Origin of the sequence: Flavobacterium sp. 270 (assembly GCF_004368785.1) — a bacterium.
Taxonomy (GTDB): domain Bacteria; phylum Bacteroidota; class Bacteroidia; order Flavobacteriales; family Flavobacteriaceae; genus Flavobacterium.
Genome location: NZ_SODM01000006.1, coordinates 296,076 through 308,584 on the forward strand (window position 1 = coordinate 296,076; position 12,509 = coordinate 308,584).

At 30.7% G+C, this 12,509-nt stretch carries 15 protein-coding genes and 1 tRNA gene; 4 read left to right on the plus strand and 12 right to left on the minus strand.

Features of this window, described 5'->3' with window-relative positions; translation table 11 throughout:
- Positions 1 to 60 precede the first annotated feature (60 nt).
- Positions 61 to 1,182, minus strand: a complete 1,122-nt coding sequence (locus EV144_RS20780) for an FAD-dependent monooxygenase (RefSeq protein ID WP_134151072.1) — start codon at positions 1,180 to 1,182, stop codon at positions 61 to 63.
- Positions 1,183 to 1,225: 43 nt separating this feature from the next.
- The gene (locus EV144_RS20785) at positions 1,226 to 2,044 is read right to left on the minus strand and encodes a helix-turn-helix domain-containing protein (RefSeq protein WP_134151073.1); all 819 of its coding nucleotides are present in this window, start codon (positions 2,042 to 2,044) and stop codon (positions 1,226 to 1,228) included.
- A 187-nt stretch (positions 2,045 to 2,231) separates the two neighbouring features.
- Between EV144_RS20785 and EV144_RS20790 the strand changes: the two genes are divergently transcribed.
- The 4 genes from EV144_RS20790 to EV144_RS20805 all read left to right on the plus strand — a co-directional run bounded on the left by EV144_RS20790 (position 2,232) and on the right by EV144_RS20805 (position 5,321).
- Positions 2,232 to 2,756 (plus strand): TetR/AcrR family transcriptional regulator, encoded by a 525-nt coding sequence (locus EV144_RS20790; RefSeq protein ID WP_134151074.1) that lies wholly within the window; start codon positions 2,232 to 2,234, stop codon positions 2,754 to 2,756.
- Positions 2,757 to 2,758: 2 nt separating this feature from the next.
- A complete protein-coding gene (locus tag EV144_RS20795; protein WP_208326871.1) occupies positions 2,759 to 3,172 on the plus strand; it encodes a DUF1348 family protein in 414 nt (137 codons plus the stop codon).
- A 262-nt stretch (positions 3,173 to 3,434) separates the two neighbouring features.
- Positions 3,435 to 3,683, plus strand: coding sequence for a hypothetical protein (locus EV144_RS20800; protein ID WP_134151076.1), 249 nt, complete (start codon positions 3,435 to 3,437; stop codon positions 3,681 to 3,683).
- 171 nt (positions 3,684 to 3,854) lie between these two features.
- The gene (locus tag EV144_RS20805) at positions 3,855 to 5,321 is read left to right on the plus strand and encodes a glycoside hydrolase family 130 protein (protein WP_134151077.1); all 1,467 of its coding nucleotides are present in this window, start codon (positions 3,855 to 3,857) and stop codon (positions 5,319 to 5,321) included.
- A gap of 61 nt (positions 5,322 to 5,382) precedes the next feature.
- Here EV144_RS20805 and EV144_RS20810 read toward each other — a convergent pair whose 3' ends face one another.
- From EV144_RS20810 to EV144_RS20855, 10 genes are all read right to left on the minus strand, one after another.
- Entirely contained in the window at positions 5,383 to 5,739 is a 357-nt protein-coding gene (locus EV144_RS20810; RefSeq protein WP_134151078.1) for a nuclear transport factor 2 family protein, read from the minus strand.
- Positions 5,740 to 5,789: 50 nt separating this feature from the next.
- Complete coding sequence (locus EV144_RS20815; protein ID WP_134151079.1) at positions 5,790 to 6,335, minus strand: GNAT family N-acetyltransferase; 546 nt, start codon at positions 6,333 to 6,335, stop codon at positions 5,790 to 5,792.
- A 178-nt stretch (positions 6,336 to 6,513) separates the two neighbouring features.
- On the minus strand, positions 6,514 to 7,068 hold the full coding sequence (locus EV144_RS20820; protein WP_134151080.1) for a porin family protein: 555 nt from the start codon (positions 7,066 to 7,068) through the stop codon (positions 6,514 to 6,516).
- Between the two features lie 88 nt (positions 7,069 to 7,156).
- Positions 7,157 to 8,293 carry a helix-turn-helix domain-containing protein gene (locus EV144_RS20825; protein WP_134151081.1) on the minus strand — a complete coding sequence of 379 codons (1,137 nt, stop codon included), beginning with the start codon at positions 8,291 to 8,293 and terminating at the stop codon, positions 7,157 to 7,159.
- A gap of 284 nt (positions 8,294 to 8,577) precedes the next feature.
- Positions 8,578 to 8,649: transfer RNA gene (locus tag EV144_RS20830), tRNA-Glu, on the minus strand.
- A 199-nt stretch (positions 8,650 to 8,848) separates the two neighbouring features.
- On the minus strand, positions 8,849 to 9,349 hold the full coding sequence (locus tag EV144_RS20835) for a hypothetical protein (RefSeq protein WP_134151082.1): 501 nt from the start codon (positions 9,347 to 9,349) through the stop codon (positions 8,849 to 8,851).
- Positions 9,350 to 9,611: 262 nt separating this feature from the next.
- Positions 9,612 to 10,214: a hypothetical protein gene (locus EV144_RS20840; protein ID WP_134151083.1), complete on the minus strand. Its 603-nt coding sequence runs from the start codon at positions 10,212 to 10,214 to the stop codon at positions 9,612 to 9,614.
- A gap of 51 nt (positions 10,215 to 10,265) precedes the next feature.
- Positions 10,266 to 10,862, minus strand: a complete 597-nt coding sequence (locus EV144_RS20845) for a hypothetical protein (protein WP_134151084.1) — start codon at positions 10,860 to 10,862, stop codon at positions 10,266 to 10,268.
- A gap of 71 nt (positions 10,863 to 10,933) precedes the next feature.
- Positions 10,934 to 11,923 carry a hypothetical protein gene (locus tag EV144_RS20850; RefSeq protein WP_134151085.1) on the minus strand — a complete coding sequence of 330 codons (990 nt, stop codon included), beginning with the start codon at positions 11,921 to 11,923 and terminating at the stop codon, positions 10,934 to 10,936.
- Complete coding sequence (locus EV144_RS20855; protein ID WP_134151086.1) at positions 11,907 to 12,509, minus strand: hypothetical protein; 603 nt, start codon at positions 12,507 to 12,509, stop codon at positions 11,907 to 11,909. The genes EV144_RS20850 and EV144_RS20855 overlap by 17 nt, the downstream gene beginning before the upstream one ends.

A 12,509-nucleotide genomic window follows, 5' to 3' on the forward strand; every position in this document is an offset into this window, starting at 1 on the left:
CGATAGCTATCGGGATAAAAAATTTTAATGATTAATCCATTTAATCTGTGAAATCTGTGACTAAAAAAACGCTGCTTGTGTGTTTCGTAAACGAATGGCTTCTTCGGTTCTCGGAATAAAATTTTCTTGAATATTTAATGCTGCTCTTGTTTGCACTTCTTCAATAAACGGACGAAGATTTTGGTTGTACTCTTCAAATGCTGCTTCAAAATTTCCGTTGTGTTTTTGCAAGGCATCGGCTAAAATTCCTGCTCCAATCATTGATAATGAAGCGCCCATTCCTGCAGCCGGCGATGCGCAATAACCGGCGTCACCCACAAGTGCAACTCTGCCTTTTGTCCAGGATGGCATTTTTATCTGGCAGAATTTATCGAAATAAAAGTTTTTAGAATTTTCTATTATTTCTAATAATTCAGAAGTTCTCCAGCTTTCTCCAGAAAATTGATTTAAGATAATTTCTCGCTGTTGTTCGATATTGCGATAATCGTACGGAATTTCATTTTCAGCATAAAAACAAAAAATAATATCGGTTTTGTTGTTGTAAGCATTTAGCATTATAGACTTGTCTGGCACGTTGTACATTTCCATCGTTTTTTGCTTTACGAGCAATTGGTCTAAAATTGTGATAGAGAAATAAGCATTCAGAAAATGCGCGTATTGAGTTTCATCACCAAAACAAATTTTTCGCACAACAGAATGTATGCCGTCACAGCCAAAAACTAAGGAAAATGTCTGTTCTAAACCAGATTTAAAAGCAACCGAAATATTGTCTTTTGTTTCTTCTAATGCTGAAATGCTGTCATTAAAAATAAACTCAACGTCATTTTTTAATTCATCCATTAAAATGCGGATAAATTTATCGCGTTCAATTTCGATTTCATCATCAGGAAGTTCCTCGGGATTATTTTCAAGTAGTATTGAGCCTTCTATAATATCCTGATCGTTTTTAAATTCAACTTTTTCAACATGAAGACGGTTTGCTTTTAGCTGTTCAAAAATTCCCATGCGTTTTGCAATTTCCACAGCAGATTCTTTAAAATCTACAGCTCCGCCCATTGTTCTGGGTTCGTTTGCAATTTCGACTACAGTAACCTGATAGCCCAATTTGTTCATCCAATAGGCCGTTGAAAGTCCGGCTATACTTGCGCCCGAAACGAGCACTTTATGTTTTATTGATTCCATGTTTGTCATAATTTATTTGACAAAATTCCGGAATATTGAATTGTTAGGATTGTACAAATACGACAAAATCATCTCCCATTATTTGTCTTCCTTTTTTGGTTTTTCGGGCAAAAGCAGCCGGAGTAACGCCACTATAGCGCTTAAACTCTCTGATGAGGTGAGATTGATCAGAATAACCAACTTCATGAGCAAGACTGGCAATATTGGTATCGGGATCACTCCACAATTGGTTTCGCACCTGCTCAAAACGCATTAAAGCCGAAACATCTTTTACAGTATGTCCAGACGATTGCTTGAACTTTCGTTCTAATGTACGAACGGTTGCGTGCGCAGCTTCTGCCACCTCGCTTACAAGCATTGTTCCGTTTGCGCCTCTCATGGCAACTCCTGCTTTAAACAACATGCTATTGGCAGGAATGTGCGATTTTGCATCAAGAAAATAGTGTTTAATCTGATGGATTGCATCTTCTATTTTTCCTGTTTCGATACATTTATTTAAGTTCGATTGCAGCTCTGCAATAGGATGCTCAAAGGTCTGAACTCCTTTTTCGCCAGACGGGAGTCCGAGTAAATCAAAAACAGTCCACGGATAACATCGAATGCCAATTACTTCAACTTTGTTTTTTGTATGAAAATGAACAGGCTGATTAAGCAGTCCCATCATAAAAGGGGAGGGCATAGAATGAAAAACACCATTGCGTGATATTTTTAAATTGCTTCCGAAATAAAAAATAATTTCGGTATAACCATCAGGCGTTACTTCAAAACTAGATGCCTGTTCGTTAAAGTCTATTGCTGTGTACCAAAAACAATTGATAGCATCTTGCAATTCTTCGGGAGAATCAAACTCTTGATGATACATTTTTGGTGGAAGCATATTGGAATGTATTGCAGATTTTGATGAGGTTATCTAATACAAAGTTTCATAATTTATTCAAATGTAAGTTAAAATAAGAGTCTTGATATTTTTTCATTCTAAAAAAATATAGACAGACTGGTCTGTATATTGAAAATATTTTTTACCTTTGAATTAAGATTAAAAATAAAAGATGGCACCAAAACAAAGAATTTTAGAAACAGCTTTTGAACTTTTTCCTAAACAAGGTTATAATTCTACGGGAATTAATCAAATCATTGCAGAGTCAAAAGTGGCGAAGGCAAGTTTTTATCAGCACTTTAAATCCAAAGAAGATTTGTGTGTGGAGTTTTTGAATAAGAGACATTTTTACTGGTTTGATCAGCTTCATTTGTTTACTTCTAAAAGTGAGACCAACCAAACTAAAATAGTGGCTTCTTTTGATTTTCTGATTTTTATGAATGAAAAGGAAAATTTTAGAGGTTGTAGTTTTTTAAATATTCTTTCGGAAATCCCGGCGGATAATACTAAAATTCTGGAAGTCATTCAAAGTCATAAAAATGATTTACGGGAATATTTCAGAACAATTACAGTTGAAGAAAATACAGCAGATCATGTTTATTTACTTTTCGAAAGTGCGTTAATCGAAAGTCAGCTTTTTAAAAATCAATGGCCAATAGAAAAAGCTAAAACAATAGTTAAGAACTTAATACAATAATTATGGAACAAAAATTTCCGCTTCCACCGTTTACTTCAGAAACGGCAGCACAAAAAGTACAGCTGGCAGAAGATGCCTGGAATTCTAAAGATCCGGAAAGAGTATCTCTTGCTTATACAATTGATACAGAATGGAGAAATAGAAATTTATTTATTAACGGCCGAGAGGAAGCAAAAGCTTTTTTGACAGCCAAATGGGAAAAAGAATTCGAATACAAACTCAAAAAAGAACTTTGGGCTTTTACAGATAATAAAATTGCTGTTCGTTTTGAATACGAATGGCGTAACAGCGAAGGAAAATGGTACCGCTCTTACGGAAACGAAAATTGGGAGTTTGACGAGAATGGTTTAATGGCCAGACGATATGCAAGCATCAACGATTTGGAGATTAACGAAACGGAGCGAAAGTTTAAATAATTACAAGCTGTAATGGCAAATAAAAGAATTAAAAAAGTACAGTTTATCGCTGTACTTTTTTGTTTGTTTTTAAAATGAAACCGATTTTTTTAAAATTTAAGAATTATTCGCAAACCAAAATATCGGTTTGCACGTAAGTGTAAAAAGACGGCAATCTGGAGCGGGATAAATTCAAAAAATTAAGTGGTTTTTGGAAAAAAAAAGAATCTTATCCCATTCCTGATTGTCGTTTTTTTATTAAATTTTTAAGCCGAAAAGAAGATTGGAAAAATTAAACGTTCAAAGATTAAAAGAGACTTTGAAATACCTGGAAAGCAAACAGCGTGAATTAAAAAAGAGACATGAAAGTGACACGCGAAGTATTGAATCGATGATTAAATACCTAAAAAAAGATATGTTGGATCAGTTTAAATTATCTGATCATCATGTATCAATAAAACAAGAAATTAAAGATACCGAAACTTTTATCGAAAGTGTGAAAACCATTATAGAAACCAATTCTGAGGTTTAGGGTTTTATTAAATCGTACTATTCTTCTTCTGAAATAAAACTTCAAAAAGAATTTTTAATAAAAAATTATGTTTTTTAGTTAACAAAATTAGTAACTTGTTGTAAAATAGAGATGATAATTTGTTTCAAAACCAGTTCACTTATTTTTATTTTAATTTAAAAAAACAAATTTATGCGAGTATCAGTAATCCGAAAAGATATAAAATTTACACCAGATTCAAGAAGAGTTGTTGCCCGATATTTTATGAACGGCAACGAAAGGACCCAGCAAATGGTAATTCGGATAATGATGCTGGATGATAAACAAGTAGCTCAAACTTTGGAGCAGACGCTTCGTGAGTTTGCGAGACGTCATAGAAATATTTCGGCAGTATTTTTTAGACATTGTGAAAAAATAAGACCCATAATCGAAGGAATGCAGATCGATTATGATGCGATGTCTTCTGACCGAAAAATGCTGATAGGTTCTTATTGTACAATGGAATACGCGATTGAATCTGCGGCTATTTTTAATCCTTCAATTATAGAAGATTTTGATCAAACGGGTCTGGAAGCAGGGGAGAAGCGAGTTGTAATTTCGTTTCGTGCAACGGGCGAGGGACACATTTCATCTATTGTTTTTAGAAGAGGAATTCTGGATAAAGACAATAATCTGCATATCATGAAAATTGGTAATCAGATTGATAAAGCAGAAATCGAACACAAAACGTTGTTCAACAAAGAACGATTTTTGACTAAATTGTCGGAAATGCATACCTCAGACAAATATATTGTTCAGATTATGCAGGATCTGCCGGATGAATTTGAATTTGCTGTGCTAAAAAATATTCTGAATACGACTTTAAGAGATCCTTTAATTCGTGACGAAAGAAGAATGGCAATGCAGGAAATACTCTGGCTGGCCAACTCGTTTTACGATTTGCAATTTAAACAGGATTCAGACATTACCGAACGTGTTATTTTCCCGATATCGGATTCTGAAAGCCGAGGAATAGAAGATGCCCGTTTTGTACGTTTTGTAGATGATGATGATTCTGTGCGTGTTATGGCAACTTATACGGCTTATAACGGACACACCATATTACCTAAACTTATTTCTACCGAAGATTTTTACAGCTTTAGAGTTATGCCTTTGCATGGTGCTGGAGCGCAAAATAAAAACCTGGCATTATTTCCTAGAAAAATAAAAGGTAAATACGCCATGCTTGCCCGAATAGATGGGGTAAACAATTACATAATGTATTCTGACAGAGCCACACAATGGGATAATCCTGTTCTGCTGCAAAAACCACGTTTTACATGGGAAATTACACAGATAGGAAATTGCGGTTCGCCAGTTTGGACTCCAGAAGGCTGGCTTGTAATTACGCACGGAGTTGGTACAATGAGACGTTATTGTATTGGTGCTTCTTTATTTGATCTTGATGATCCGAGAAAAGAAATCGGAAGGCTTTCAGAACCTTTACTTTCGCCTTTAGAAGACGAGCGCGAAGGTTATGTACCCAATGTAGTATATTCTTGTGGTTCTATTATTCACAATAACAGCTTAATATTACCGTATGCAGTTTCTGATTATTCGTCTACTTATGCCGTTATTGATTTGGCAGAATTACTAGAAGCTTTAAAGAAAAGTAAATAAAAAAGATATAAGCAAAAAGGCACTGTTAAGGTGCCTTTTGTATTTTAATTGATAAATGATATTAGTTTTCAACTAATTCAATATCCATAGTTTTGATTAGTCCGTTTTCAAAAGTGTAAATGTGTTTTACCAATCCGTCAAACATTAAACCGCCTTGTAAGTCCTTTACATTTTGATGCACTTTGACTTCTAAACTTCCGTTTTCTCTTTCGTCAAAACCAACTGGTTCTACTTTAGGATTTATTTCCGTCCATTGTCTTGTCCAATATGATTTAATTTCGTTGTGGCCACTAATGTAGCCGCCTTCCCAGGCTTTAGACCATTGCACATCTTCCTGCATGGTTGATAATGCGTTGTCAATATTTCTGTCGTTGAAGGCAGTATAAGCTTTTTTGATTACTTCTTGTTGATTTTCCATAATGGCTTTTTTAAGATTCTATAGTTAGTTTTCTGATGATGAATTGTATATTAAAAATCTTTTGGTCTTAAAGTATAAGTAGTTAAGTTCTTTATATTTTGATGTTTATTATTGTAAGCTTCATTTTCAAAAACAAAATGCAGTTTTTTTAATATCGCAACCGAACTAAGATTATCAGCTGACGGAAAAGCAGTTATAAGTTTAGCCTTCATTGTATCAAAAGTAAAAGCAATTACTGCGTTTAACGCTTCTGTCATAAAACCTTTGCCTTGTAATTCCGAAAGCATTTCATAGCCAATTTCTACAATTTCATTTTCCTGATCGTAATTCCAAAGACAAACGCAGCCAATAAACGAGCTATCATTTTTTGAAGCAATTACCCAATACATGCATTCGTTTTTCTGAACCAAAGTTTCCATTCGCAGGATATAGGCTTTTGCACTTTCTAAAGTAGAAGAGTTCTCTCTGCCCACAAATGCATTTACAACTGGATCAGATTGCAGTTTATGAATTGGTGCTGCATCTTGTTCGGATACGCTTCTTAGAAGTAATCTTTCGGTTTGTAAAGTTGGGAAATTGGAGAAAGCTGTATTCATTTTTTGATGAGCTTGATTTTTTTGTAGAATAAAAATAAAGAAAAATCGGTTGTAAACAATCGATTAAATACAATCACCTAAAATCAATTAAAACAAAAAAGCTTCAGATTTCTCTGAAGCTTAATAATTTATAAAAATCGATATCTGGCACTTAGTCCATTGTTGAAAATATTAAATTTTAGAAAAAGAAATAACCAACAGATATTTGAAATACGCCGTTTTTATTTTTACTAGAAGAACCCTCTATGTTATTAATGTCAGTTAAACCCAGATTATATCTTGCTCCAAAATTAAGTCCGTTTTCAAGTTTATATCCTAAACCAAAATTAACACCGAAATCAAAAGTATTAAATGAATCCTTTACATTAACTTTTTCATTTTTAGCAGAAAGTAAAAAACCTATCTGCGGTCCGGCTTCAACACTAAATCCTTTTGTTATATAATATTTCCCTATTAAAGGAACGTTCAGATAATTTAATGCAACTACATCATTATTGAAACTATATCCCTGACGAGAATATAGTATTTCGGGTTGGAAAGAAAATTTTTCGGATAATGGGATTTCTGATACAACACCAATATTATATGATGTTACATAATCAATATTTTCGGTATTGTCACCGCTGACAGTTGAAAAGTTTAAACCTCCTTTAACACCAAATTTAATTTCTTGGGCATTGACATTTGCAAACCCTAAAACTGTAATTACAGCTAGTACTAAAATTTTTTTCATAAAAATTGATTTGAATTATTTGAAGCCAAAATTCATAAAAGCAAAATTAGCAGAGGTTTCAAAAGCTTAAAAATGTACAAAATGGGACTTATTTACTGTTGTTTTTGTATTCATTTGGTGTTTTGCCAGTAACTTTTTTGAAGGCTTTAAAAAAAGTAGTTTTAGAAGTAAAGCCAGATTCTAATCCCATAGCCAGCAAATTATAGTTTTCGAATTCAGAATTTGAGATCATTCCCTTGACCGCTTCAACTCGATATTGTGTGATGTAATTGGCAAAGTTGTCTCCTGTTATTGTATTTATAATTTGTGAAAGATATCCGGCACTTATACCTAGTTTTTCGGCAGCTTTTTCTCTGTTTAATGTACTATCAGTATATATGTGCTGTTCTTTGCAAAGCATTTCCAGTTTTTGAAAATAAAGATTATCTGCCGTGATAGATTCTTTGTATTCTTCTGTTCTGCTATTTTCTACAATTTGCAGATCGGCATACGAAATTGCTAAATCTTTATTTAGAAAATTGAAAATGCCCTCTTTGTCTTTGGCAAGTTTGTATTTGTAAATGCCTATATAAGCTGTCCAATGAATTATAAATGTTGCAGCTAAAGCGAGAATACTCATAGTTGAAGAAAGATCAAACGAAATAAATAAGCTGGCGATATAGATGATAAGAAAAGCAAATATCAATGAAGAAACAATTGTCAATAAGGTAATTATCCATTTTTTTTCCTGCGAATCTTTTAAATGTCTTATCATAAAATAAGAGTAAAGCAGTAGAAACGGGATAAATGTAACAGCTAAAATAAATTGAATAAAACCAAGTATTTTGATTAAACCAATGCCGGATTCAGGAATGGTATAAATTCCTGCAATACGATCAAGATCGTATGTAATATTAAGTACAGCAGAATAGGCAAATGGAATAAAACATAAAAAAGATTTTTGTTTGCTTTTTACAGTATCATCAATCCGGTTTATGATAAACAGGAATAAGAAAGGAGGTAATAAAAATATCCATTCTATATGGTCAATAAAGCGAAGAAAAGGATAGGGAGTAAAAGATCCTTCAACCTCAAAAACATGATTCAGTAAAATAATTGAAAGTGTAAATAGTAAGTATGCGAGATATTTATTTGCATTACTATTGAATAAAGAAGACTTTAAAATAACTAAGCCTAAAACGATTCCTTGAAAAACTGCAATATTTAAAAGTGTTGTATAAATCAATTTTTTAATATTAAAGTTGTTTTTAAGATTTGCTTTGAAATATTATGGCAATTCGTTATTTGAAACATAGCTTATTTCATACGAATTAACAAGACGAATTTATAGTAATACAAATGATTTTTTTTAGGGATTAAGAAATGATTAACTAAAAAGATTTATTACCGTTCTCCGAAATATTCTAATTAAAAAATTGTGCTAATATCTCCGACTTTAGGCACACATCTTTATAAAGCAAAAAGATAGAAACGAAAAAAGCTTCAGATTTCTCTGAAGCTTTTTCTTTGTAGCCCGTAGCGGAATCGAACCGCTCTTACATGGATGAAAACCATGCGTCCTAACCGATAGACGAACGGGCCTGTTTTCTAATGCGGTGCAAAATTGCAACTAATTTTGGAATGTGCAAAAGGATTTTATTGTTTTTTTTAGTTATTTTTTTTAAGTTATAATAAGTTGCTAAAAAAGAATACTTTATGAGAATAACAAGTTCAAGATTTCTCTGAAGCTTTGTGTAAGTATAGGGAAGTATTCAAATATCTAACCGATTTGTTTCAATTTTTATAGTTGTCTGTGATATTTTGTGACATTACTTTTTAATTGTTCTTTCACTATTTTAATAATAGCAATTATAAATCCTATTACTAATATTGAATATTTAAAAATGTCATTTAATTCAAACTTTTCTGCTGTGATAAAGATTATTAAGAAAAAAATAAGAATGGGAATAATTACGGGTAAAAGAGATTTTTTAAAGTCTAGATTTTCTGAATTTTTTAATTTGAGATCATCATTTAAGATCAATTTCAAAAAATCATTCATTCTTTGATTAGAATAAAATTCCAATTTTAGAGTTTTTTTTTCCAACTTTAAAATTAAGATGCTTCCTATTGAATGAAATTCAAGTTCTAAAATATCATTCATTTTATACAGTGCATCATTTTTTGAATTTGTTTGACGATATTTGAAGTCTTCAGCGGATTGATAGAAAGTATTAGTAAGTAATATTAAATTATCAAATAGTAAAACATTTCTATAATTTTCCAGTTCAAATCGAGCCATCTATTTATTTATTAATATATCTTTTGCTTTTATTCTAAAATACCGATCGAGTATAATTATTATGTCACCGTAAAAAGAATTGAAAAAGTAAATATAAACAAAAAGCTCCAGATTTCTCTGAAGCTTTTTGTCTTAGTAGCCCTAACGGGACAATTCTCGAACCATTTTATATATGATTTAAAAAAAATAAATATAATTTAATTATCGGGTGATGCCTATAAATAGAAGGTTTAACTCTTTCTAATTTACTAATAATTTTTTATTATCTATAGATACCATCCCCTACCTTTGAAATAACAGTCCATTTGCCTTTAATTTTTTCCAAAATTAATATAGAAGTGGTGTCAATGTCTTTATAATCTGTCGTTGTTGATTTTATGGTAAATACAGCATATTTTTTATGTTTATAATATATTAAATCTGAGAATGAAAAAACCTTGTAATTTTCTTGAAAATCAAATTTTTCATATTTTCCAGGATTTGGAAACTTTTCCTGTTTTATAAAAATAATATTTTGATGCTTAAAATCTTTTAAAGTCCAATAATTTCCTTTTATCCAATAGTCCCTCACAGATTTATTTTCATATTTATGTTTCATTTTCGCCCAGTTTATCTCATCATATAAAGGCTCATTAACACCTTCTACTTTTATATATTTGTTAATTCCGGTATAATAAAAGGTTTTTCCTTTAAAGATGTCAATAGTCACATTGTTATTTATTTTTTCCTCAATAATCATAATCTTATCTGAATCTTTCAGATTCAAACTAGAGATATAATCATTGATAGGAGCGTTTATATCCTTATTTACAGAGCAACTTAAAAGAAATTGTGATGTAATAAATATGTATAATACTTTTTTCATATTCTAGTTAACTGCAAGGTTTAGAGATTACTACGCAAGTAATTTTGTAGCTCAATTAATAACATTGGGATCTGAATAGGTTTTAATTGTTTTCCATTTTCCGTTTATATTCTCCATTAAAATGGTTTCATCTTTTCCTCCCGTGTGTCCGCCAACAATAAAAACTGAATAATATATTAGAGCATATTTATAATCGGTTGTTATTACTGGTTTAGAAAATGATAGACCTGTACTATTGTAAAACTTCTTGTTTATAGCGTTGCTAGTAGAATTTAATTCTTGCATACTAATTATTTTAAATTTAGGTCTGTAAAAATCCTTTTTTTTCCAATAATAAGTAATTGTATCATTTTTGTATTTTTCTTTTAAGATTTTTGATTGTGCAGTATCTATTGGCCAATTGTATGGAGGATATCCGTTTGGAGTAATTCTTTTCATGTCTCCTAAATGAATATTTCTATCCTGATATGCTTTTTCATAATATTCTAAAGGCTGCATTCGAGAATTTGCCTTATCTAAAACAACTCTAATATATGGATCTAAAGTATATTGTTGTTTTATAAAATCGTTTATCACCTGATTTTCTTCACTTTGAGAAGCACAAGAAATAAATAACAAACTAAATAAACAGTATATGTAATTTTTCATCTCAAGAATTAATTACATGGTTTTCTCTTTTGTATATGTTTTCATCTGCAAAAGCTTCATTTCTATGATCACTATTTCCAATCGGTTTGCAATGCGATTTTTTTCATCTTATTATATGTAGCATTTAGCCCATAAGTTCCTTGATCGCCATAATCTTTAATTTTTTTTATATTTCCATTTTTAAATTTAATTTCAAGCCAAACTGTCGAAAAATCATAACTCTCTAATGTATACTCGTTTGGCAAATCTAAAACGTTAATATATTCAAGTAATTTACTTATTTCTTTAAAGATAGCCTTGTCAATTTTTTTTCTTGATTCTCCTTTATAATAGTTGCCTTTTAAATTTGAGACATTCAAGACATTTAAACAAGTATAATGTGCATTTTGGTTGTTATCTATCTCAATTTCAAAATTGTTATCATAAGTGAATTTTATATATTGTATATCATAATTAACGACTTTATTGTTTCTTTCTATGAAAGAATTAAATTTATAGGTTAAGGTATCTATAAAATGTGTCATTTGTTGTTTGGATACAGTTTCAATATCTGTTTTGTAAATATTAACTAGCAATTCATTTTTATTATCTACAACTATAGGCTTTACAATTTTACAGACAAATTCTAAGTTGTTTGATAAGTTAAATAATTCATATTGATTTGATCCTGATTCTACTACAGCATATTGATGATAGGTGCTGTACCAATAAGCTGTAAATAGCAGATCGGTTTTACCATCATTATTGAGGTCAATTTTTTGCCAATTCTGAATGTTCCAAATTTTATATAAATCGCAATTATTTAATTCCGTAATAATTAGATCTGTAGTTTTTATCTGTATTTCTCCAAAATTCTTTTGTGCAAAATCTGGGTTTATAGATTTAGTAAATTTGATTACATCTTCAATTGTCTTCAAATTATCTATTTTATTTGTGCTAATGTTTGTATACCCATGTTTTGATGTTGCTGACAAATTTTCTTTCTTGCCTAAAACGCAGCTGCAAAGAAATTGTGATATAATAAATAAGTATAATACTTTTTTTTTATCTATAAATCCCATCTCCAACTTTTGAAATAACAGTCCATTTTCCTTTAATTTTTTCCAAAATTAATATTGAAGTTGTGTCAATGTCTTTATAATCAGTTGTAGTTGATTTAATGGTAAATACAGCATACTTATTATGTTTATAATATATTAAATCTGAGAATGAAAAAACTTTGTAATTTTCTTGAAAATCAAATTTTTCATATTTTCCAGGATGTGGAAACTTTTCTTGTTTTATAAAAATAATATTTTGATGCTTAAAATCTTTTAAAGTCCAATAATCTCCTTTTATCCAATGGTCCTTTATATATTTATTTTCATATTTACTTTTCATTTTCTCCCAGTCCCTTTTGTCATACAAAGGCTCATTAACTCCTTCATTTCTCTCATATTTATTTGTATACGGCTCAAAGTAAATATTCCCCTTAAAGATGTCAATGGTTACATTATTATTAATTTTTTCCTCAATAATCATAACCTTGTCTGAATTTTTCAAATTCAAACTGGAGATATAATCATTGATAGGGGCGTTTCGATCCTTATTTATAGAACAACTTAAAAGAAATTGTGATATTATAAATATGTATAATGTTTTTTTCAT

What these genes read in the sequence shown, in the direction of transcription:
- EV144_RS20780 (WP_134151072.1), bottom strand. Translation starts at nt 1,182, where the DNA reads ATGGAATCAATAAAACATAAAGTGCTCGTTTCGGGCGCAAGTATAGCC.
- EV144_RS20785 (WP_134151073.1), bottom strand. Translation starts at nt 2,044, where the DNA reads ATGTATCATCAAGAGTTTGATTCTCCCGAAGAATTGCAAGATGCTATC.
- EV144_RS20790 (WP_134151074.1), top strand. Translation starts at nt 2,232, where the DNA reads ATGGCACCAAAACAAAGAATTTTAGAAACAGCTTTTGAACTTTTTCCT.
- EV144_RS20795 (WP_208326871.1), top strand. Translation starts at nt 2,759, where the DNA reads ATGGAACAAAAATTTCCGCTTCCACCGTTTACTTCAGAAACGGCAGCA.
- EV144_RS20805 (WP_134151077.1), top strand. Translation starts at nt 3,855, where the DNA reads ATGCGAGTATCAGTAATCCGAAAAGATATAAAATTTACACCAGATTCA.
- EV144_RS20810 (WP_134151078.1), bottom strand. Translation starts at nt 5,739, where the DNA reads ATGGAAAATCAACAAGAAGTAATCAAAAAAGCTTATACTGCCTTCAAC.
- EV144_RS20815 (WP_134151079.1), bottom strand. Translation starts at nt 6,335, where the DNA reads ATGAATACAGCTTTCTCCAATTTCCCAACTTTACAAACCGAAAGATTA.
- EV144_RS20820 (WP_134151080.1), bottom strand. Translation starts at nt 7,068, where the DNA reads ATGAAAAAAATTTTAGTACTAGCTGTAATTACAGTTTTAGGGTTTGCA.
- EV144_RS20835 (WP_134151082.1), bottom strand. Translation starts at nt 9,349, where the DNA reads ATGGCTCGATTTGAACTGGAAAATTATAGAAATGTTTTACTATTTGAT.
- EV144_RS20840 (WP_134151083.1), bottom strand. Translation starts at nt 10,214, where the DNA reads ATGAAAAAAGTATTATACATATTTATTACATCACAATTTCTTTTAAGT.
- EV144_RS20845 (WP_134151084.1), bottom strand. Translation starts at nt 10,862, where the DNA reads ATGAAAAATTACATATACTGTTTATTTAGTTTGTTATTTATTTCTTGT.
- EV144_RS20850 (WP_134151085.1), bottom strand. Translation starts at nt 11,923, where the DNA reads ATGGGATTTATAGATAAAAAAAAAGTATTATACTTATTTATTATATCA.
- EV144_RS20855 (WP_134151086.1), bottom strand. Translation starts at nt 12,509, where the DNA reads ATGAAAAAAACATTATACATATTTATAATATCACAATTTCTTTTAAGT.